Here is a 21,948-nt window from a genome sequence, read left to right as displayed (position 1 = left end):
GTGCTCGACAGGACTAGCCGGTCAGCAAAGCCGAGTTTCGAGACTGCCTTCCGGAAATGGTGGATTGCTCAAGGGCCGAACTTCGAGAACCGGGTCGACATCAGCGTGGCCAAGAAGATATTCCGCGCCGGCTTTGCATCGGGTCGCAGGGCGGACACCGACCGATACATCTTCGCCGTCGGCCGTTTCCGCATAACCGTCTGGGCTGACGGGCTTCTGGAAGCGAAACGAAAGGCGATGGCCGAGGCGGATATGAGAGTAGCCAAACGAGGTTGGAAGCGACCGAAGGGCGGTTGGGTTCTCAAGGAAGTTCTATGACCGAAGCCGATCACCCGGCAGACCCGGAACCCTATTCGGAAAATTCACTCCGACGCTTTACCGCATTCAGCGCCCATAATCAGCGCCACGGTCTCGTCATCCGTTTCACTGATGCTAATTACTTCGCGTTCGCGCTTTTTCATTCACCGAGACCGCCGCTTCCGCGCGATCATTGCGTCGACGCGGTTGAACGGGCAGTCTCTCAGCTTGAAGTGAGCGCATTCCCTTCGACGTCCCACCGGGCTGTCTGAACGCAAGCTTCGCGCCCCCGCTGTCACGGGTCTCCCGCGTTTGGCGGGTGAACGTCGGGATCATTTACCGTTCGATAACCAAGCTCTCCGTTAGTGCCCCGCTCGGCGTAAAAAACAGCGGGTCCGACGCCTTTAGCCGACACAACCCAAGCGATCGTCGATTGAGTGGCGTGCGACAGACAATACTTTACGGATCCGCTCGGCGTACAATAAAGACCCGAATGACGTGAGTTGCATTTACCGGGGTGTCCGCACACGTCCTGATCAATAACCGAGCTGGCTTCGACAGGATCGATCCGCCCCCGGACATATTTGCTTTGCTATGAAACGGAACTACGACGGCAACTGTCAAAAACCGCGCGGAGGTACCCTCCATCCACGCCATCGTGTGCTCCGATGACGACTATCCGGGTCAGTGGCTCTTTGCCATTCCATTCATCACCAACCGCGATATCAACGCGCTTGCCGACAACCTGAAGAATGAATGGTCGGCGTGGTTCTTCGGCCGTGTGTACCACGCCTTTGCACCGGTAGATGCTGGCCGGCAGCTTGCGTGTCGCTTCCCGCAGGGCTTCCAGGGAAAGTGGTGCGTCCGTTTCGTAGCTCCATGTTGTGAAGGCTTGCGAGTGGTCATGCCGATGGCCATGAGCGCCGTGCTCACAATCACGTCCATTGCAGTCGTGAGGACTCTGGTCATGGGAAGATGTGTCATCGAACCGGGAGGGGTCGAACCGACCCACCGACAGCAAGATTTCCAGAGGCACGTTCCCGCGGGATGTATGGACGAGCCGGTAGCGGTGGAACCGGTCGTCGAGCCACGCCTTGATCCGCTCGATCTCCTCCGGAGTGACGAGATCGACTTTGTTGAGGATGAGCATGTCTGCGAATGCCACCTGGCGGAGCTTCAGTTCCATCATCTCCGGTGCGGCGAATATCTGCTCCGCGTCCATGACGCACATGATGCTGTCCAGCCTGATGCGGTCGCGCATATCTTCGTTCATGAAAGTGAGCGCGATTCCAGACGGGTCGGCAACGCCGCTGGCCTCGAGCAGGATGTATCCCGGCTTTTCAGGACGAGCCATCACTTGCGTCACCGCAGCGACCAGGTCGTCGCGGATGTTGCAGCAGACACAGCCGTTGGCGAGATTGATGACATCTCCGTCGCTTTCAATGCCGACAACCAGCTCGGCGTCGATGTTGATCGAACCGAAATCGTTCACCAGCACCGCGACCCGAAGGCCGTGACCGCCGTTAAGAATGCGGTTCAGCAAAGTCGTCTTGCCTGCTCCGAGAAACCCGGTGAGGACGGTCAACGGCACCGCTTGCGCGGCAGATTGCTGGGTGCGCGCCAAGAACGACCCGGTTTCGGAATCACCTGGCGGGAACGTGATGTCGCGATCCATCGCCACTACTTACCCCCTTCGATAGCGTCGATGACGGCCTGGATTTGCGCAGCCTTTTCCGAGAGCCTGGTCTGGGCCTGCTTTGCCTTCACGAGGGCCATTTCGCGGACATCGGTCGTGTAGTCCCTCGGGTAATCCTTGTTCGGTTCGCGATACACGTCCGGTGGGTAATATTTCTTCGGGTCGATGTCCCCGTTGAGTATTTCCGCCTCCAATTGGTCAGCAAGCGGATTTCGGGGGTTTGGAAACGTGACCTTCAGATTTGTCGGCGTCAGGCCGAACAGTTCGACCGCCTCTGCGGGGCTTGGGCGTGCCATGCTGCCGGCATCCGGGATTGCAGCCTTGCGCGTCCAAATTGCGTCCTTGGTGACATTGACGACCACGACGTCTGGCGCGCCGAACTGGAACAATCCGCTGTAGTGAACGCGGATCCCGGCCGTGATCTCCGGGATCAACTCCTCGTCGTACGTCGTATGGGTGACCATCGCGAGGCGCGGCTGGATCTTGTCGAACATATAGCCCACCGCGTAGTGGGGGCTGTGAGCCTGGTCGATTGTCGTGCTCATGATGACGGACGGCATGCCCATTTTCATCGCCTGGAGGTTGGCCGTGTCCGGCTGCACCTCGGTGACGAACACGTCCACCCCCTTCGCCAATTCCAAAGAGCGTTCGTCCGGTCGACCGTCGCCGGTCCAGACGAACGCTAACCCATTCCAGTCGAGCCTGTAGGCCGAGGCGCCGTCCTTGGTGTGCGAGCGCCGCCAGTGGCGGATGGTCACGCCGTCCATGTCGTAGCAGACACCGTTATCGTCCCGGAAATCGAACTCGTTGACCTCGACCTCGTAGCCGTCGCCGATCGGACAAGCGTTGAAGGAGTCGGTATGCCAACGTGTCATCATCTTCATCCCCTCGATCATCGTCTTGATGCCGTCCGCGGGCGTGCGGCCAGATGGACCGTGCACGCGCAGCGGCTTCCAGCGCCCCATCCACGGGGCGAAGGCGAATAGATACGGCAGGTCCGCGTAGTGATCCACGTGAAGGTGGGTGAAGAAGATGTCGTTGACCACCGACAACGGCACGGCCATCGCGATGATGTTGCGCACGCAGCCGGAGCCAAAATCGAAGAAGAACCGCTTCCCGTTTCCGAGCTCCACCATGATGCAGGTGCCGGCCTGTGCACGGGTGACCGGGATCGGCGTACTGCCGATGAAGGAAATCCGCATCTCGTCGGGTCCGAGCTGTTCCTGGCCCGGATAGTAAACGTTGTTGCTCACTAGGCTCGGCGTGGGCCGGTAGTAGGCTGGAAGCGTGATCCCGCCGCTCGGCACCCCGCCATAAGGGTTTTTCGCCTGGGCTGCGGCTGGTGTCTCCTCAGCCGTTTGCGCCGAGGACACGGTCGCCGTTGACAGAGCCGCGGCTCCGGCCAGTCCTGCTGCCTTGAGCGCCTCGCGGCGGCTTATCGGCCGCTGACCAGCGCCAGCTTCATCATTTATGATCTTTTCTTTTGTTGATTCCGGTTTCATGGCGCGGTTACCTCACCGATGGAAGCCTCCGGGACGTTCCAAAACCTCAGCCTTGAGGCAAAAACCCTAGCAGTAGTACACACCGACCGCGCAGCGCCGCACCGTGCGCCGTGCCACCCCGGCGACGCTGACCGGGGTAAGTGGTCGTCCAACCCTCGCCTCGCTGGTCGTCACGAAACTTTGCACGCCGGGAATTGAAAGCCCGGATCCCAGTTCCAATCCGACCAACGCGACGATCCCGGTCAGCAGGGCGATTTTGAGTTTCGTCGACACGTTCATTTGGTGTCTCCTACGACAAAGTTAGCTGGAAGCTCATCGATATCGATAAGTTGCTTCGGGTCGTCGACCTTCTTGGCGTCCGTCGGGGCCTTGAAGCTGAAATCCTGCGCGTTTGGTTCCGTGCCGCTCTTCCAGTCGCTGATCTGGACGCTGTACTGCGGTCCTTGGTCCACTTGTGTGGAAGTAATGACATATCTGCAGGGATGAGGGTGCTCGCCTTGTGCGATCCATATCTGCCAGTCGACTTCCTTGGCCCGAAACGCGAGATGATCGCATTCCGTGCCGCCAATCACGCCACTGCCGAGATCCTTCACCTCGACAACGTCGCGCATCAACTCGTCGTAGACGTTTGACTGGAGTAGATCAGCGCCCGGTACGGGTAGGTGATGCTTGGTTCTTAACTCCTCGATGAGATTGTCAATCGAACCGGGCACTTCGAACTGAGCGTAGAGATTGCTGTCCTTGCTAAACAGCGTCAGCGTCTTTCCGTCGAAGGTGATCTCGACATTGGCAAAGCCGCCGAACCGGGTGGCGCGGATTTTGTCGGGCCGAGCCATATTCATCGTGCCTGAACTTGCCAGCAGCAGTTTCTGATGTTCCTTGGTGACAACCTCGAGACTGGTGTCGTAGGCGAACGAGACCGACTTTTGATTGGCCATATAGTCTGACATGGCTTTGACCAAAGCCTTGGCATCGGTTTCGCCAGCCGCTGCGTCCGAAGGCGTTCCTGACACGATGGTCAGTGCCAGCAGCGCGGATGTAAGCATGGCTGTGAGTTGCATAGCCGTTTGCGCTTTCGTCCTCATCGAGGTAGCCTCCTTTGAACGTCAGGTATCGGATTCAATTTGTGCAGGCGTCGAAAATGCATCCGTGGCTGAAGCAGACATGGCTCGGACTCCGAGAGGCTTTCCTCGACCACATGTCGCTTAACCCATCACTGGCAATCACAGGCACCAGTTCAGCGCGCATATCTCGAGCAGAGAGAGGTGACCCAGGTGTGCAGGCGGGCTGATCGAACCCGCCACAAATTTGGCGGCGGCTTTACTTGCTCCCCATTGGCCGAAACACCTGTCATATAAGCGTATTCTACTATAACGTACTGCGCAAATGCAGCTCCGTCCATAGGGCCTGTTGCCGACACTCCTCGGCATCGTTTGCGCGGAATGTCTGCTCACAGCGTGAAGCATCCAACAGTCAAGCCGAGTGGAGCATCGCACCGCGAGCCGCCGACCTAAGGCGCAGGGGAATACCAAATCGGCGACGTATAGGCGCGCTCCTGCATCTCCATTGTAGCCTCCGGCGGTGGCGTGACGCCGAAATACTTCGCGTCGTAGGCGGTCCATCGTGGCGTCGGAATCTCGAGCACGCGGCCATAGTAGAACGCCCGTTGTGCAGGATCGAAATCGGGATCGGTCCAGACGGCGATGAGCTCCGGCGCGCCGATGGTATTGGTCCATGTGGCGTTAGCGACGTCGACCGTGTTGCCGACCGGTGGTATCTTGCCATCAGTGCCCGGCTTGCGATCGCCCGACCAGGCGACGTCATAGACCTGCTCATGAACTGCGCCCGCGGCATCGAGCCATCCCTTGACGATCTGGTATCGGTCGAGATTAGCCCCGATTGGATCCTTCAGCGCGGCGACCAAAAAAGTCGGAGTTTTTCCGGCTGGAGCTGGTCCAATGTCGCCACCCATCGGCACGCCCTTGGCATAGCCCGAAATCGCGGGGCTGCGAGTATTGGCATCACTTTCCTCGTAATCAAAGCCGCCGAAGAAGCGGACCAGCATCCGCGGTCCGGTCGTCGCATAGGTTTCGCGACGCTGCATCGCATCGAAGATCGCCTCGCGCGTGTTTTCGGTCGCCCACACGCCCGCGTAGCCTGAGGCCGTCGTCTCCCACCCCATGATGATGCGATCGCCTTGTTTGGCGAACGGATGCGTTGCGCGGTCCGGCCCCGGCTCGCTGCTTGAGGTCTTGCCGAAGAAATTGTCCTCCTCGACCGCCGCCAGGCCGGTATGCGAGTCAGTGGATCCCACCATTCCAAACTTGTAGGGATTGACGCCCAGTTTTTGCTCGAGCTTGAGGCCGTTCTTTAGGGCCGAGCGAGCATATTCGTACTCGAGCATGTCCGACGTCTTGCCGACTGTGAGGTCGAGATTGCCTTTGTCCCAACGCTCGAAATTCGCAAACTCGTCGTTCGGCGATAGGAAGGGATGTGTCTCGCCATCGCCCTTGATCTGAGTCGCCTCATAGAGTCGCTCCCACTTGTTGCGGGTTTCCGCGTACTCGCGGTCGATCGGAGAATTTGTCCCCGGCTCAATCATCGGGAACATGCGGCCGTTCGACAGATTGCCGTTGTGCGCAATTGCAAGCACGCTGCCGCCGGTCTTGTCCTCATAGGCGGCCATCCACTTCCACAAATCGCGTGGATTGGCGCTTCCAGGCGGCAGAGTAGTGTAAGGAACGACCTGACTCGCCTTGTCGCCATTGTCGCGGAAAATGACGTTGCGGTGGAGATTGTTGCCGCCTGTACCAGAGGTCCATTCGTAGCCGATGAAGGCGGTGAACCGGCCGGGCTCATTTGCCTCCTCCGCCGCCTTGACGGTTTCCTGCCAAGCCCCCCGATATGCCGCGGAATCAGGCGAGTAGAGGATCGGTCCTTTGAATTTGCCAGCACCGAAGGCAGTAATGATATCGATGGCCGCCGCCCCACCCTGGCCGGCCTGCATCATGTCGTACCATTTGCGTCCCAGCGGATCGGCAAGAAGCTCAGGCTTTCCGGCAAACAGGTCGGGGAAGAAGCCCATATTGTCGGAATGATCGCTAACGACGAGGAAGTCGAGCGGTCGCGACAGCTTTGCGGGCTGGCCAGTGGACGATGTGACCTCCTCGCCCTTGGCGAAGCGATAGGCGTCCCTTGGTCCCAGCCGCGCGCCAAAGGCGCCCGCGTCCATAGAGAAGGACGTGTGCAGGTGCGTATCGCCGAAGAGCGGCCGCGTCGGGAAATTTCGTCCTGCCCACGGCGAGTAGGGCCGCTTGGCGGGAAAGACCTTGTCGGCGGACTCCTTGTCCATGGAGCCGGAATCCAGCATGGTATCCTGTGCTGCAGCGGGGGACATATCTGTCAGGGCTCCGACAAGTGTGGCGGCCGAAGCAAGCAGCAAAAGGCGATAGGTTTTCATTGTTTCCTCCATGTTGTTCGGTTGGTGCATGCCAAGCCAATTGTTCCTGGAAACTGCTCATCGGAGACCACCGGACGAAGTGAGCCCGCCCTGGAAGCTCCCGCCTTCATCGGCGCTTGAAAGGTATACGGCGAGTGCAAAATGCGAAGCTTCGTCGAGGCCGCCGCCGGCATTCAGAATTTCACGCAGCCGGGGCACGAAACGAGCTACCTTCCAGGCGAGCAGGTCATTTGCGACATACCCGGCAAGCTCGGGATGAACGGCCAGCAAACCGCCATATGCGTTGACGATCGAGCCGCGCAATTCGGCTGCCCCGCCCGTTCCCTGTACCGACAGCGCCTTCACAATTTCGAGCAACTCGCCGTTGCTTCGGCCCGGCTCGACGAAATATTCTTCAGCAAGCTGCGTCACCCCGTCCGCGCCCGTCATCTCGATGAGCGCAGTGGCATAAGCAGCGAGGTTGGTTGTTAGCCCATACTTCGCCGCGGTCTTCAGTTTTCCGCGAACGAAGGCGATGTCGTCCGGTCGGTCCGACATGCCGAGCATGAGGATGTAGAGCCCATGCCATTCGACATGAAAGATGTCGTTGACGGTTCGATAAATGTTATCTCGCCCCACATTTGTTTTGAGATCGCGCAGCGTTGCGTAGGGCGCGCGCCCGACCTCGAGAAAAGCCAGCTCCGCGAGACTGCGATCTTCGTGGCGAAGGTAAGGGGCGAAGAAGATCGTGCGCTCGGCTGGCGTCTTCGAGCCCGCATGCCAATCGGCGACCTGGCGCATGACACCTTGATACTCGCCTGCCGCCAAACCCAGGGCCTTCCAGATCCCGCCGGGACGGTTCTGAACGAGAACGACCTGAACAGTCGGATTCAGCCGGAGAGTGCGGGCAGTCGTCGAGTCGAGGAACAGAGGGATCGCGCTGCCGTCGTAACGTCCCTTGAATGTTTCCAGCACCACGTAGGAGAAAGGCTTCGCCGGATTCTCGCGGGCGAAAACCGCCGTATCACTTCCAATGACCTGATCGGCATTCGTCATTTGAGGATAGGGCAAGCAGAGCACGCAGGCGTGAGCGGGCGTCGCGACGACGAGAAACGCAGCAGCAATCATAGGCATCAGCCAAGCCAGGACGGCGCTCGTTGGTCCGCGAGCTGCGATGGACGCGAATGAGATGTCCATGTGCCATCCTCCCTGGCGATCTTAAAACGCCGCAACCCTTTCGATGACCCAGAACATAGCGATCGTGCCGATGGCGTATGGCGGCACGAGTTCGAGCCAGGTGGGCAAAGGCCGCTTGGCCGATCGGATGATGGCGACAAGTGCAAGCACTGCCCCGACGAAAAGAAGCTGACCGATCTCCACCCCGACGTTGAAAAACAGCAGGGCCAGTGGAATCCGTCCCGCCGGCAATCCGATCGCACTCAGGGAACCGGCAAAGCCGAAGCCATGGAGAAGCCCGAAGGCGAAAGCCACCAGCCAAGGTGCTCGGGCAGAAAGGCTTCTGCGCCCCTGTCGAACGTGGACGATCTCGACCGCGACGAACGCGATCGACAATGCGATCACGGCCTCCACCGGTGGCGACGGTACGTGAACAAAGCCGAGCGTCGCCAGCGCCAGCGTGATGCTATGGGCGACCGTAAAGGCAGTGACGGTCTTTACAAGCCGCCAGCTCCCTTTCGTGATGATGAGAAGGGAAAGCACGAACAGCAGATGATCGAATCCCAGCAGGATGTGCTCAATCCCGAGTTTGAGATAAGCGGCGGCCACCATCCCGCGGGTTGGTGCCACGGGAATGGTGGCTTCCGGCGCGCCGGGCGTTAGCCGCGCGACCCATGCGCCGCCATCGGCAAACTCGACCCGCACGAGCGCGTCTGTCATGGTGCTCCGCAGCCCGTCGATCAAAACCTTTTGGCCGGTGAGCGGCTCGATCGTCCGCATACGCCAGGTCTGAACCATGGCGTCGCCCGTCGGGCGCGAGACGGTCGGCGTGATGTTCTCAACCTTGCCCGAGAATACCGCAGCAAGTGCCGGCCGTGCGTCGCCACGCATGGGCGTCTTGAGTAGAACGCTGAACTCGTTGGGCATCTCTTCGCGGAGTTCGAGGTATGCAGGACGCACTTCATGGGCGGCGGCAGCGACCAGGGACATAAGGCCAATGCTGAATGTCAACAGTAGCACCGCGCTGGAGTTCCAGATCCGCCTCATGGTGCTTTTGCCGCGTCAGCGACACGGTCCGCGCCGAGCAATTCCTTCGCGCTAGCGTCGAGCACGACCCCATATTTCTCGCGAAGTCGAACAAGGTAGTCCCGATTCACGTCTTTCTCTTTCTCACGTCGCCATTCCTGCAGGACCTCGTCGCGAACCTCCTCAAAAAGGGGGTGCTCCGCCGCGCTGGTGTCAGCAATCGAGACAAGATGCAGGCCGTATCCGGATTTGACCGGCTCGCTCCATCGGCCGGGCCTAAGGGCGAAAACCGCGCGCGCAAATTCCGGCCCGAACATGCTGGATACGGCCTGCTCGTCGGCGTCGCGGATTTCGGCGTCAAACAACAGTCTGTCGCCAACCGTCGCCGCAAGGTCGGTATCGCCGGCCGCCTGTAGCTCCGCGAGCGCCGCCTTCGCATCCGAGAAGGCGTCCTTGCGCAGCGCCGGGTTGAAGAAGATTTGCGTGAAAGACACCCGCGCCCCGCTCTGGAAGCGGGCGGCGTTGGTCTCATAGAATTGCCGAAGCTCCGCTTCTTTTGGCTCGATGAGACCCGAGGTATCCTCGACTAGGAACTTCAGCTTCTGTGCCAGACGGCGACGCACGATCGTGTCGTTCCTGTCGAGACCCATTTCCCGCGCCTCGCGGGCGAGCAGCTCCTCGGACACGAGATCGGCGACAAGCCCTTGCAGCTCTTGAGTACTAGGTGCGCGGAGCCATTGGTTGGCCCAGGTCTCCTTCAACCAGCGTACCTCGCCTTCACCGATCCGGACCGGTTCGAGGCCGCTGGCGTCGGTCTGTTCGCGCTCCAGCCCCGCGTATCCGGCAAACAAGAGCGCGCCTCCAAGGACGAAGTGGAGCAGCGGTTCCCTAAGGAGGTTCACAGGATATCCCTTCAGATGCAGGAGTGCTCACAAGACATTGTCGAAGGCGGGGTTCTCGAATATTCCAACACGCTGAAATACTGATACTGCTTGCCGTGTTTGGCAAGACGACAACGGCGAACTAAGCAACTTGCGGATGAACCGAACCAAGCGGCTTCAGTAATGGGCGAATGGGATTATTCACTTCGGCTCCAGGTTGAGGGCAACCCCTTCCGCGTCCAAAGAGAGCCTCCTGCGAATGATCTAGGCGCGAGCCAGAGGCCAAAGCGTTGCCTGCACCCCGAGAAGGTTCTCCGAATATAATTCGAAATTCGGCCACATACCATCAGATGTTCTTTGGAACAGTTTCGTATATCTCTGAAAGTCATAAGAATATTTCCAGAGGGCTGGTCGCCTTGGATTCTGAATCCTTGGGAAAGCTGGTCATCTTGACAAGAATTCCGGACACAGGTCGGCATCCGGCCGTCGGCGGGTTTGGCGCGTCTGGCGCCCATTTCTTATAGAATTCGACGCCGAATCCATCTCAGGCGGGGTCAGCGAAGCCTGTATCATTCGCCACCCCGCCGTTGGACCCGGTTTACTGAGAACCGCGGCTTCCGTGCCTGCTTCTGTGCCAGATAGGCTTCGAAACGAGAAGGCCTAATCGTGGCTTCGACGGCCTGCGCAGCTCGATCCTTGCCAGCCCTCGAATGGATGCCCCTGTGAGGTAGTGGTCGATAACACTTTGCCTGAGCACGGGCGTCGCCACCGCGCCTATCTTGGGAGCGTACCGTAGCCACCAAGAAGGCCAGTTGCCGGAAGCCATCGCGGTGGAAATTCTACGTCTCCGAAATCGAGGAACACTGGGTGTCGACTATCGGCCCATCGGTCGACGATCGCACACACGCCGAGCGGAATGATCCACGCCCTTAACTTCGTCTCGGCGGAGCGGGCATAGGCCAGCGCATCGCAGAAGGCGGACAGGTCTCTTTTCAGCCGGGTGCCGTCCGCCACCCATGCCATCGGACGATAGAACGCTTCTCTGGACACCCTCTCCTCTCGCGAGATCGCAGAGTGCTGGAACTCCAACACCGCGCCTGTGGCGGTCTTCACGTCCGCGATGTGCACGGCGCCATCGGGTGCTAGATGCCAAACCTCCTGCCAATGGAGAGGAAGGTGGTTCTTCCACGCTCGATGCCATTCGGTCTCCGGTTCCCGCCACGGATCGCATAAAACCGTGCTGCGGTGCGCCCAGTGGTGGAGCCGTATCTCTCCGCATTTCGGTGTCACAGGTGCCTGACATCCAGGGCAGGTTCCGACGAGACCCGTCCCGGCTTCCCGGCGGACTCCATCCACTACGGCGAACTTCATTGTCATCTCCAATAGCCATAGCGACGCCAGTCACGGCGCGCGCTCGTTTCACAGGGGAAAGTGGCGGGCGGCTTGAATACCGCTTGGAGCTTCTTCGGGCCCAGGTGATGCGCCAATGTCAGCCGTTGGGGCAAGCTTTGCCGTTGCCCGAAAGCAGACATCGTCGGCGAACACGCTGTAGGTCGCAGATGCACCGGAGAACTTGATCTCAGCCGAGATCGCTGCGGGCAGAAGTTCCCCTGTCTCTGTCTTCCTGCTATCGTGGAGATGAGGAACTGCTCTATGAGCGAGAACCGCAAGCTGGCAGCAATTCTGGCCGCGGACGTAGTCGGATACAGCCGGCTCGCCAGCGAGGACGAAGATCGCACCCTGGCAAGGTTGCGGGCACTGCGCAGCGACCTGATCGACCCAACCATCGCCGTGCACAACGGCCGTGTCATCAAGCGCACCGGAGACGGAGCGCTGATCGAATTCCGCAGCGTTGTCGATGCCGTGCGCTGCGCCATCGAGGTGCAGACCGGCATGGCCGAGCGCAATGCCGGCGTTCAGCAGGATCGGCGCATCGAGTTCCGGATCGGCATCCATCTGGGGGACGTAGTAGAGGAAAGCGATGGCGACCTGATGGGCGACGGCGTCAACATCGCCTCGCGTATCGAGGGTATCGCGACCCCTGGAGCCATTTGCCTGTCCGAGGACGCCTATCGCCAGGTCAGGGCGAGGCTCGATCTCTCCGTCAGCGATCTCGGCAACACGCATCTCAAGAACATAGCCGAGCCGATCCGGATCTATTCGCTCCAGGTCGGCGCAGCCGCGGAGGCAAAGCCAGCAGTGACCGCGGGCGCCGTTGCTCGTGCGCCGGCCGCATTGCCGCCGGAGCTCTCGATTGCCGTGCTGCCCTTCGTCAACATGAGCGGCGATGCCGAGCAGGAGTACTTCGCCGACGGCATCTGCGAAGATATCATCACTGCTCTGTCGAAGCTGTCGCAGCTATTTGTCATCGCTCGCAACTCGTCGTTTACGTTCAAGGGCCGGAACGTGAACGTGCAGGAGGTGGGCCACAGCCTCAACGTGCGCTACGTGCTGGAAGGGAGCGTCCGCAAATCAGGCAACAAGGTGAGGATCACCGCGCAGCTCATCGATGCAATCACTGGCGGGCATCAGTGGGCTGAGCGTTTCGATCGCGACCTGACCGATATCTTCGCGGTGCAGGATGACGTCACGCAGCAGATCGTCGGTGCTCTGGAACTCAAGCTGACGGCCGGGGACCAGCAGCGGCTCGCGACCGAGCAGACCCAAAATCTGGAAGCCTATGACTGCTTCCTCCGGGGCCGTGAACAGATGTGGCGGCTGACGAGAGAGCAGAACATTCAGGGCCGGCAATTGCTGCAACGCGCCATCGATCTGGACCCGAAATTCGCCCCGGCCCACGCGTTCCTCGCCGTCGCGCACGGGTTGGCCTACATCAACCAGTGGAGCCAATCGCCGTCGAAATCGCTGGAACAGGCGACCGAGGCTGCGACGCAGGCGGTGGCGCTCGACGATCGATATCCGTACGCACATTGGGCGCTGGGCGTCGTCAACTTGTACCTGCGACGGCTCGACGTGGCCATCCGGGAGGCTGAACGCGTGATCGCGCTTGCTCCCAATCTTGCCGAGGGCCACGAGAGCCTCGGCAACGCGCTCCACTATGCGGGCAGGCCCGACGAGGCCCTCGTCTGTTTCGAGCGGGCAATGGCCCTGAATCCATATTATCCGGATATCTTTCTGCACTTCCACGCGCAGGCGATGTTCCAGCTGGGCAGGTACGAGGAGGCCGTTGTCATCCTGAAGCGACGGCTGGTCCGCAATCCAGCCACCGACATCTCACGTGTGTTGCTGGCGGCGAGCTATGGTCACCTGGGCCGCTTCGTGGAAGCGCGTGGGGAGTGGGAGGAAGTGTTCCGGATCAATCCCGATTATTCCCTGGAGCACAGGCGCAAAGTGCTGCCCTACAAGAACCCTGCCGATTTCGAGCGCATTGTGGACGGCCTGCGCAAAGCTGGCCTCACCGAGTGATTGGATTTCATCGCGGGCAATCGTCCACAGCTTCCGTGCAGCTGCCAAGCGTGCGGGCAATCCATGCGGCCATACCGGCAACTTGCGCCGCTGCTCGCCACACCGCGGACCAGAGAAAGATATTAAACGGTATCGGCACAAAGAACACGACGACAGCCAGCCAGTCGGGATACCCAAGTTGGACGATCAGGATCGCAAGACCCAAGAATGAAAGATTGATCACGGTTCCGCAGACGAACGTGTCGCGCCACAGCAGCACTTTGATCGGAACGCGATCCCGGCTCCGTTGCCTCAGATATCGCAACAACAACTCCAGACCGCCTTCCTCAGTTTCCGCAACAAGTTTTAACAACAGCACCGGTGGTGCAACGACCTTAGATCACCATCTGCTCCCCGAGCTCGACGACGCGGTTGCTGGGAAGCTGGAAGTAGTCCGAGGGATCGATGGCGAAGCCCGCCATGGCGATGAACAGCTTGTCTTGCCAGTGCGGCATGCCGGTGTTCGGATCGCCGACGAGCTTCCGCTTTCCGACGTAGAACGAGGTCGACATGATCTCGAAGTTGAAGCCGGCCTTGCGGCAGAGCGGCAGCGCGGCGGATATGTTCTGGTCCTCCATGAAGCCGTAGAGGAGCTGGATCGCGGTGAACCGGTCGGAAAGCTTCCTGAGGGTCACTCTGTCTGCCTCGGAGACATATGGCCGCGGTGCCGTCTTCACGTTGAGAATGACGTTGTGCTCATGGAGGACCCGGTTGTGCTTCAGATTGTGGAGCAGGACGTTGGGCGTCATGTCGGGCAAGCTCGACAGGAAGACGGCGGTTCCCGGAACCTGGACCGGCCCGTGATCCGACCTCCGCTCGAGCGACGCAAGGAAGCGCTCGAGGGGGACGTCGTTGTTCGCCGCCTTTGCTCGGACATATTTCGTCCCCTTCCGCCAGGTCCACATCATGATCATCAGGGCGGCCGCAATCATGACCGGAACGTAGCCGCCATCGTGGATCTTCAGCAGGTTGGCCCCGAGGAACACGCTCTCAAGCATAAGAAGCGGCAACAGGACTAGGAGAGCCGTCGGCACCTTCCAGCCCCACACGACTCGAAGAAACTGGAACGACAAGACGGTGGTCACGACCATCGCGCCAGTAACGGAAATCCCGTAGGCGGTCGCAAGTGCCGCCGAGGATCCGAAAGTGATAATGAGGGCGAGTACACCGATCAGCAGGACTACGTTGACTGCGGGAACGTAGATCTGGCCCGTGTTGGAAGCGGAAGTGAAGCAGATCTCCAGCCGTGGCAGAAATCCCAGATGAATTGCCTGACGGGCAAGCGAGAAGGCGCCGGTGATGACGGACTGGCTCGCGATGATCGTCGCAGCCGTCGCGAGAAGGACTGCGGGAAGCAGCGCCCATTCCGGAAACATCAGGAAAAACGGGTCGGAGGCTGCAGCCGGGTGGCTCAAAACCAGTGCGCCTTGGCCCAGATAGTTGAGCGCAAGCGATGGGAAGATCACCGCGAACCATGCGACCTGGATCGGCTTGCGACCGAAGTGTCCGAGGTCCGCGTAAAGGGCCTCAGCTCCTGTGACCGTCAGGAACACGGCGCCCAAGATGACGAGGCCGACGAAGCCGGCATGGGTGACGAAGTCTAGCGCGTAGTATGGGTTGATTGCCAGGAGAATGGTCGGATCGTCGGCGATGTGAAGAAGGCCCGCAAGACCCATGACGACGAACCACAGGAGCGTGATCGGGCCGAAGAACTTGGCAACGGTCGCCGTGCCGATCGATTGTATGAGGAACAACAGGAGCATGATAGCAACCGCGACGGGCAGGACGTATGGCGCGAAGACGGGCGTGACGAGCTTGAGACCCTCCAGAGCCGAAAGCACCGAAAGGGCCGGCGTGATCATGGCGTCGCCGATGAAGAGTGCCGCACCTATGATGCCCGCGAAGAAGAAGATCGTTGCGTGCCGGCTGGTCTTCTTCATGAGGAGAGCGAGTAGCGAAAGCGTACCGCCCTCCCCGTCGTTGTCAGCTCTCAGGAGAAAGAGGACATACTTGAAGGTGACGATGATCGTGAGCGTCCAGATCATCAGCGAGATAAGGCCGATCACCTCGTGAGGCGCCACGCCGTCATGGGCGAATGGCCGCAAGGCCTCCCTGAAGGCGTAGAGCGGACTTGTCCCGATGTCGCCGTAGACGACGCCGATCGCGCCGAGGACAAGGACTGCCAACTGCTTCGAGCTTTGATTATCATTGGCTGCATGCGCCGTGGCGGTCATGAATATCTCTCGGTTGCTTGAACCGCAGATATGGGGCCGAATTGTTAAATTTGAATGCCGTGGCACGGCTTCGGCGGGCTGGTACGAAAGGAACCATTTAGGACTAGAAGGCAACGGCCTTCCGAACTTCGCTCTCTACATCAGCCCTTCCGATTGATGCGGAGAATACTTCATGGATTTCTCGAAAGTCGAAACCATTCGTCGTCAAGAACCAGACAGACGCCGGATGGAGTATCGTCACTTTCGATCGTGGCGGCGTCCCGGTCGAGGATCGGTATTTCGCCAGCGAGGCGGACGCCGACGCGCTTCGGGAGCAGCAGGCGTTGATAGAGGAAGGCAAGGTGCCGTAGTCGGCGACATCAAGGCATATGAACGAGCCCGACGCTTTCGAGGCGACCGAGTATCTGAAGGAACATCAGCCCGATCTAATCATCCTCGACCTCGGCTTGCCAGACAAGCCCGGCTATGACCTGCTGCAGGAATGGCGTCATGCCGGCGTGCTCACTCCGGTCGTGATCGTATCGAGCCGGACAGACGAGGTGGGGATCGCCGGGCGCTTGAGACCGGCGCGGACGACTACGTGACGAAGCCATTTGGAATGCAAGAGCTCGGCGCACGCATCGGCGTGGCGCTTCGCCACCGCCTTCAACACCAAGGTGAACGGGCGATATTTCAGACCGGGGGCCTGACGATGGATCTCGTCAAGCGCATCGTCAAAGTGGACGGTATCGAAATTAAACTCTCTCCGAAGGAATACGACATTGTCCGCGTCCTGCGCAGCACGCAGGCAAGGTGCTGACGCACCAGTTTGTCTTGAAGCAGGTCTGGGGACCGATGGCCGATGTCCAGTACCTTCGTGTCTACGTCCGGCAACTGCGTCAGAAGGTCGAAAAGTTCCCCGACCAACCGCAGTACATCACGACGGAGACCGGTGTGGGATATCGATTGCGTGAACCGGACTGATGCGCGTAGACACGCCTGGTAACCACCAAAATGATCATAGATGACATGATAATGGACCTGACGAACATCTTCCTTCCAAGCGACGTTTTTGTCGACGCCCCGTCGCAAACAAAAGCCAAGACGCTGCACCTCGCCGCCACGAAAGCTTCCGAGGCGCTGGCGGTGGACGCTGCTTCACTCCTCGGCGTCCTCGAAAAGCGGGAGTTGCTTGGATCGACCGGTATCGGCAAAGGGATTGCCGTGCCGCACGCGGCGTTGCCCGAGCTGGGTCCCCCTCGCGGCTTCATTTTCCAACTCTCTCGTCCGCTTGATTTCGACGCGATCGATGAAGCCCCAATCGACCTGATATTCTTGCTCGTCTTTGGTGAGGAATGGCGTTCAGAGTATCTGAAAGTGCTCGCGACGATCGCCCGAAAAGCTCACGACACCATGGTCCTCTCGGCGATGCGACGCGCGGAAAACCCCGCAGACCTCTACGCAGCCTTCATGGCGTCCGAAGTGCCGCCGCAGCCGCTGCCTCCGGGATGAGCTGTTTCGGCGTCACCTCGCAGGACCAGTGCGGACTGCGCCATGCGAGCTGCCAGGGCACCGTAGATTACTGGACAACGATGTCTTGCCGTTGCAACGATGCAAAACCCGGTGCGTAAAGGATCGTTCGTGAGCGTCGTTGCAGCATTCCTCTACAGAAACGGCCGCCGAGCCGAAGCCGTCTCTCTTGAAGATCCAAGGGCCACCGACGCCACGGACGAGTTTGTCTGGATCGGCCTCCGTGATCCGACCACCGAGGAACTTGGTTCTCTTCAGAAGGCGTTTCATCTGCACCCTCTAGCCGTCGAGGACGCCCTCAACGCAAGGCAGGTGCCGAAGGTGGACGTCTATGATGACCAGATTTTCGTGGTCGCGAAAACCGCCCATCTCGAGGGCGACGAGATCGAATACGGCGAGACCTCGATGTTCGTCGGACGCCATCACATCATCTCCGTTCGCCACGGATCAGATCGCGGCCACAGCGAACTCAGGAAACAGCTTGAGGCATCTCCGCAGATCCTGAAGAACGGTCCCGACTACGTCCTTCATGGCATTCTTGATTTCATTGTCGACGGCTACCTGCCTGTGGTGGAGGCGATCGAAGACAATGTTCTCGCCATGGAGCATGACATGCTCGACGCTTTCCTTGGACGCAGGGAGATCAAGCGGCTTTTCAAACTTCGTCGGCAATTGATCCGCTTTCAACGCGTGCTCGGGCCAATGACGGAGGTTTGCGGCAAGCTCGTGCATATCGACCTTCCCTGCGTCGATCAGGAAGCGAAGAACTATTTCAGAGACGTCCACGACCACGTACGTCGCGTTGAAGGCACCGTTGGCGGACTGAAGGACGTGATCACTTCGGTATTCGAGGCCAGCAATCTCCTCGAACAGCAGCGCCAAGGCACCATCACCCGACAACTCGCGGCATGGGCGGCGATCGCGGCGGTCCCGACCGCCATCGCTGGCATCTATGGCATGAACTTCGAGAACATGCCGGAACTGAAGACGATGTACGGCTACTATGTCGTGGTGGCCGTGATCGCTACACTGTGCGGCTTGCTCTACTTTCGGTTCAAGAAATCCGGGTGGCTTTAGGGCGACCCGCGTGCGCAGTAGAGGCGTTCCGGAAAGAGCTTGTCGCCAGCAAATTTCCACCAACAGGTAGCAGCTGTCACCATCGCGAATAGTGTGAAACGTCCCTAAAGACGACTTGGTTTGGCCCAGAACAGCAAGGCATTGATCAATCCAATGCGATCACGAGGCCACGCGTTTGGATTCGACTTGGGAGAGGAATGAAAACTCGAGGCTTGGAGACGCAGGCAAACAGTGATGGTCGAACCGCCGGACCAGATATCTAGTTTTAAAGCCAAATATCTAGCACAGAACCTAAGTATCTGGTCTTAAAGCTAAACAACTGGTTTCCGTCGAGGAACCGAATGGCTCGATCATCACGAGAAAGCGCGATACGGTATCCCATTACCGCCATTCTTGGCGTCGACTCGAACACACGCGTGTTAAGGGAGACCTCGAGAAGGTGAACCGAGACCTGATACTGATGGGGTGTACTGTCCTTCCGATACGAGAACGAACCGAAGACATCCGGAGTGACCAAGCCTTCGACGCCGGCTTCCTCGAAGGCTTCGCGCAGCGCTGCTGCCGCGGTTGTTTCGCCAGGATCGAGGTGTCCCTTGGGAACGCCCCATCGTCCGTTTCGGCGGCTTCCGACCAGGTTGCGATCTTCCGGTTCAAGGTCTCGGTGATCACGACGCTGCTGGCCAGCGCCCTGGCCGACGTGGTCTGGACGTTGGCGAGGTGAGCTGGGTGTCGACGCACTTACACTTGGAAGGATTCGGATCGTGACAGCGTCCTCGTCGCTTTACAAACGGGCGTACTCTTATGTGTCGCTACCCGCGAGTGCGGATCCGACCGCCGGTCGACTTCTCGCATCGCGCGGAATGCGGGCGTTTGCAGACGGACTTATCAGCCTTTCATTGCCGATCTACCTCGCATCGGTCGGCTTCGATTTGTTCGAAGTCGGGGTGCTGACCACGGCAACGCTCGCCGGCTCAGCCATCCTCACCCTGTCCGTCGGTATGCTCTCGCATCGCTTCTCCCAGCGCCGGATGCTACTGGCAGCCGCGATTCTGATGATGCTGACCGGTCTCGCATTTTTCCTGGTGAAGGACTTCTGGCCACTGGTGATCGTGGCCTTCGTCGGAACCCTGAATCCGTCTTCCGGCGACGTGAGCGTCTTCCTGCCTCTGGAGCATGCCAAGCTGGCTCATAGTGTTTCCGACAGGGACCGCACCGCAATGTTTGCGCGCTACAGCCTGATCGGCTCGCTGTTTGGCGCTCTCGGTGCACTCGCTGCGGGAGTTCCGGAGCTTCTCCAGGCAATGCTGGGACTCAGCGTCGGGCAAGCCTTGCAGCCGGTTTTCCTGCTCTACGCCGCCGTGGGACTTGCGTCGTTTCTGGTATATCGGCGCGTGCCGAATGATCAGGCCGACGTCAACACATCCCCGGCTCAGCCGCTTTTCAAGTCGAGGACGCTCGTCCTGACGCTCGCCGCCCTCTTCAGCATTGACGCCTTTGCCGGCGGCCTGATCGTACAGTCGCTTCTGGCCCTATGGCTTTATCATCGCTTCGGGTTATCTCTTGCGGCGACAGGAGCGATCTTCTTCTGGTCCGGAGTTCTTTCGGCCGCCTCCTATCTGGTCGCGGTCCGCATCTCCGACCGGATCGGGCTTGTGAACACGATGGTCTTCACGCACCTGCCTTCAAGCGTTTGTCTTCTGCTGATCCCCTTCGTTCCGGACCTTGCGACGACGATCGTCCTGCTTCTGATACGAAGCGCCCTCTCGCAGATGGACGTACCTACCCGCACCTCCTACGTCATGGCGATCGTCACCCCCGGCGAACGGGCGGCCGCGGCGAGCGTCACCGCTGTTCCACGGAGCTTGGCTGCGGCGTCGAGTCCCCTTCTTGCAGGTTGGCTGATGTCCGTTTCCAGTTTCGGCTGGCCCCTCGTCACCGCAGCGGCCCTGAAGATCGTCTATGACCTCCTGCTGCTCTTCATATTCCGGAAGCATCGTCCGCCCGAGGAGCGCTAACTACATCGACCGCCTACGGATCCATTAGCTTCCCAGGGACGCGCCGTCGGCCGGACACCCGTCCGCACCGGGGTTTCGATGAGCGACTACATGCTGTTCCCGCGAGCGGCGAGCGGCAGGAGGATTGGCGACCAGACGGCGATGCCAGAAGGATGCCGACATGGGCAAGGACTCGGAGTGACGTGAACGTGGGCAAATGAAGTCTTCCTATTTCTTGGAACGGTAGGTGAGAAGGCGCAGCGCGTTCGCCGTGACGAGAACGGTCGCGCCCGTGTCGGCGAGGATCGCCATCCACAGCGTGGTAACCCCGGTAAGCGTGGTGACGAGAAAGATGGCCTTGAGGCCGAGAGCCAGGCCGATGTTCTGCCAGATGTTTCCGATGGTCTCCCGATGCACGCTGACTTTGAAAAGGAAATGCTCATGGGGGAAGGCGCTTTGCTCAACCTTGATCATCCCATGGTCAAAATGGAGATCCGCCGCGGAGGTTTTCCTCAGGCGATCCTAGAGACGGCGAGACGGCAGCGATCACTTTCCCACCCCGAAGCCTGAGCTGTACCGCTCAGCGCTTTCGTTGGCATCCCTTTCATCTTCCGCGACATAAACCTCCGCAGGCTCGTCTGCATCGACCAGGAAATACTCCACCTGAAAAAGCGGACTTGCATTCCCCGACAACATGCCAGTGACTTAGCTCGCGGCAACATTGGTGATGTGGAGTGGACTGTGAGCGCCTCCCTTTATGAGCCGATCAACGTCTACAAACCTGAAGGGCCCGACATCGGTGTGGTTGACGGTCCGTTTGAGTATCTGACGGTAGCAAGGATAAGACTTCCGTTGCCGTTCACAACGCGGATGACGGTAGTGCGCCTATTGAACGGCGACCTGTTCCTTCACTCCCCCATCAAGTTCGACGCCGCGTTAGCGGAACAGTTGCAGGAACTCGGCCAAGTTCGCCACCTCGTCTCACCCAATCAGTTTCACTACGCGCACATTGGCGAGTGGGCTAAGGCTTATCCGGACGCGGTCACTTGGGCGTCACCGCGAGTGCGGCAGAGAGCCCGTGCGCGACGCATCGATGTGCGCTTTGACCACGACTTGCAGGAAATGCCGCCTCAAGATTGGCAGCGCGACCTGGACCAGGCGCTCTTTCCGGGCGGCTACTTCAAGGAGTTTATTTTCTTCCACCGTTCATCAAGGACCCTGATCCTCACGGACACCATCATCAACCTCGAACTGGACAAGATCGATGAGCCTTGGCGCACGGCGACGAGATTCAGCCGGATGGATTACCCGCACGGGCAAGCCTTTTTTGGCATGCGACTGCCTGTTCTCCTCCAGCGGCAAAAGGCGCAGGCGGTGATAAACAGATTGCGGTCATGGGAACCACGGCGGGTCATTCTCAGCCATGGTCGTTGCTTTGATGCAGATGCTGACGAGATCATCGGAAGAATATTTGGCAAGTCGACCCCTTGAGGGTACCGCGCCGCGCAAGGCCCATCTCTCCTTGGGGTTGCGGCTTCCAGGCGCTGGAGCGGTACCATGACTTGCCCGAGGGTTGGACCGACATTGCCACATTCGTAGACGCTTCAGCCAGAGGGCAAGGTATCGGAAAGGCACGTTGCGAGACGACATTC

Annotated in this window: 20 protein-coding genes and 1 pseudogene; 8 read left to right on the top strand and 13 right to left on the bottom strand. The window is 59.6% G+C overall.

Annotation, left to right across the window (positions count from 1 at the left end; all coding sequences use genetic code 11):
* Nucleotides 1-318: a hypothetical protein gene (locus BSG20_RS25055; protein ID WP_072379553.1), complete on the top strand. Its 318-nt coding sequence runs from the start codon at nt 1-3 to the stop codon at nt 316-318.
* Complete coding sequence (locus BSG20_RS25050; protein ID WP_072379555.1) at nt 315-569, top strand: hypothetical protein; 255 nt, start codon at nt 315-317, stop codon at nt 567-569. Before BSG20_RS25055 ends, BSG20_RS25050 begins: the two co-directional genes overlap by 4 nt.
* A 320-nt stretch (nt 570-889) precedes the next feature.
* Here the strand turns inward: BSG20_RS25050 and BSG20_RS25045 are convergent, their stop codons facing one another.
* From BSG20_RS25045 to BSG20_RS25005, 9 genes are all read right to left on the bottom strand, one after another.
* Complete coding sequence (locus BSG20_RS25045; protein ID WP_083539989.1) at nt 890-1,972, bottom strand: CobW family GTP-binding protein; 1,083 nt, start codon at nt 1,970-1,972, stop codon at nt 890-892.
* Nucleotides 1,973-1,977: 5 nt separating this feature from the next.
* Nucleotides 1,978-3,495, bottom strand: coding sequence for a guanitoxin biosynthesis MBL fold metallo-hydrolase GntH (gene gntH, locus BSG20_RS25040; protein ID WP_072379557.1), 1,518 nt, complete (start codon nt 3,493-3,495; stop codon nt 1,978-1,980).
* 66 nt (nt 3,496-3,561) lie between these two features.
* Nucleotides 3,562-3,774 carry a hypothetical protein gene (locus BSG20_RS25035; protein WP_072379559.1) on the bottom strand — a complete coding sequence of 71 codons (213 nt, stop codon included), beginning with the start codon at nt 3,772-3,774 and terminating at the stop codon, nt 3,562-3,564.
* Nucleotides 3,771-4,580 (bottom strand): DUF2092 domain-containing protein, encoded by an 810-nt coding sequence (locus BSG20_RS25030; protein WP_083539984.1) that lies wholly within the window; start codon nt 4,578-4,580, stop codon nt 3,771-3,773. Before BSG20_RS25030 ends, BSG20_RS25035 begins: the two co-directional genes overlap by 4 nt.
* Nucleotides 4,581-5,005: 425 nt before the next feature.
* A complete protein-coding gene (locus BSG20_RS25025) occupies nt 5,006-6,892 on the bottom strand; it encodes a DUF3604 domain-containing protein (protein WP_208611006.1) in 1,887 nt (628 codons plus the stop codon).
* A gap of 120 nt (nt 6,893-7,012) precedes the next feature.
* Nucleotides 7,013-8,131, bottom strand: a complete 1,119-nt coding sequence (locus tag BSG20_RS25020; protein ID WP_072379564.1) for a hypothetical protein — start codon at nt 8,129-8,131, stop codon at nt 7,013-7,015.
* 21 nt (nt 8,132-8,152) lie between these two features.
* Nucleotides 8,153-9,157, bottom strand: a complete 1,005-nt coding sequence (locus BSG20_RS25015; protein ID WP_072379566.1) for a HupE/UreJ family protein — start codon at nt 9,155-9,157, stop codon at nt 8,153-8,155.
* On the bottom strand, nt 9,154-10,038 hold the full coding sequence (locus BSG20_RS25010; protein WP_072379568.1) for a peptidyl-prolyl cis-trans isomerase: 885 nt from the start codon (nt 10,036-10,038) through the stop codon (nt 9,154-9,156). The genes BSG20_RS25015 and BSG20_RS25010 overlap by 4 nt, the downstream gene beginning before the upstream one ends.
* Nucleotides 10,039-10,791: 753 nt before the next feature.
* A complete protein-coding gene (locus tag BSG20_RS25005) occupies nt 10,792-11,388 on the bottom strand; it encodes a competence protein CoiA (protein WP_072379570.1) in 597 nt (198 codons plus the stop codon).
* A 282-nt stretch (nt 11,389-11,670) separates the two neighbouring features.
* Between BSG20_RS25005 and BSG20_RS25000 the strand changes: the two genes are divergently transcribed.
* Nucleotides 11,671-13,443 (top strand): adenylate/guanylate cyclase domain-containing protein, encoded by a 1,773-nt coding sequence (locus BSG20_RS25000; RefSeq protein WP_072379572.1) that lies wholly within the window; start codon nt 11,671-11,673, stop codon nt 13,441-13,443.
* A gap of 7 nt (nt 13,444-13,450) precedes the next feature.
* On the opposite strand, the gene BSG20_RS24995 is transcribed toward BSG20_RS25000, so the two are convergent.
* Nucleotides 13,451-13,747: a hypothetical protein gene (locus BSG20_RS24995; protein ID WP_143147525.1), complete on the bottom strand. Its 297-nt coding sequence runs from the start codon at nt 13,745-13,747 to the stop codon at nt 13,451-13,453.
* 70 nt (nt 13,748-13,817) lie between these two features.
* Entirely contained in the window at nt 13,818-15,716 is a 1,899-nt protein-coding gene (locus BSG20_RS24990; RefSeq protein WP_072379575.1) for a potassium transporter Kup, read from the bottom strand.
* 416 nt (nt 15,717-16,132) lie between these two features.
* Between BSG20_RS24990 and BSG20_RS24985 the strand changes: the two are divergent.
* The 3 genes and pseudogenes from BSG20_RS24985 to BSG20_RS24975 form a co-directional block, all read left to right on the top strand.
* Nucleotides 16,133-16,679 (top strand): annotated as a pseudogene (locus tag BSG20_RS24985) (winged helix-turn-helix domain-containing protein); the annotation flags it as partial.
* A gap of 51 nt (nt 16,680-16,730) precedes the next feature.
* Complete coding sequence (locus tag BSG20_RS24980) at nt 16,731-17,207, top strand: PTS sugar transporter subunit IIA (protein ID WP_072379577.1); 477 nt, start codon at nt 16,731-16,733, stop codon at nt 17,205-17,207.
* Nucleotides 17,208-17,336: 129 nt separating this feature from the next.
* Nucleotides 17,337-18,302 (top strand): magnesium and cobalt transport protein CorA, encoded by a 966-nt coding sequence (locus BSG20_RS24975; protein ID WP_072379658.1) that lies wholly within the window; start codon nt 17,337-17,339, stop codon nt 18,300-18,302.
* Nucleotides 18,303-18,567: 265 nt separating this feature from the next.
* On the opposite strand, the gene BSG20_RS24970 is transcribed toward BSG20_RS24975, so the two are convergent.
* Complete coding sequence (locus BSG20_RS24970) at nt 18,568-18,936, bottom strand: NUDIX hydrolase (protein WP_083539985.1); 369 nt, start codon at nt 18,934-18,936, stop codon at nt 18,568-18,570.
* 226 nt (nt 18,937-19,162) lie between these two features.
* Between BSG20_RS24970 and BSG20_RS24965 the strand changes: the two genes are divergently transcribed.
* A complete protein-coding gene (locus tag BSG20_RS24965; RefSeq protein ID WP_093041431.1) occupies nt 19,163-20,317 on the top strand; it encodes an MFS transporter in 1,155 nt (384 codons plus the stop codon).
* Nucleotides 20,318-20,524: 207 nt separating this feature from the next.
* Here the strand turns inward: BSG20_RS24965 and BSG20_RS24960 are convergent, their stop codons facing one another.
* On the bottom strand, nt 20,525-20,770 hold the full coding sequence (locus BSG20_RS24960; RefSeq protein WP_093041429.1) for a hypothetical protein: 246 nt from the start codon (nt 20,768-20,770) through the stop codon (nt 20,525-20,527).
* A gap of 267 nt (nt 20,771-21,037) precedes the next feature.
* Here BSG20_RS24960 and BSG20_RS24955 point away from each other — a divergent pair, with 267 nt between their 5' ends.
* Entirely contained in the window at nt 21,038-21,787 is a 750-nt protein-coding gene (locus BSG20_RS24955) for a DUF4336 domain-containing protein (RefSeq protein ID WP_072379660.1), read from the top strand.
* Nucleotides 21,788-21,948 lie beyond the last annotated feature (161 nt).

The sequence above is a fragment of the Rhizobium tibeticum genome (assembly GCF_900110205.1).
Lineage (GTDB): Bacteria > Pseudomonadota > Alphaproteobacteria > Rhizobiales > Rhizobiaceae > Rhizobium > Rhizobium tibeticum.
Note: the sequence above shows the minus strand (reverse complement) of the source record. Positions and strands in the feature narration are given on the sequence as shown.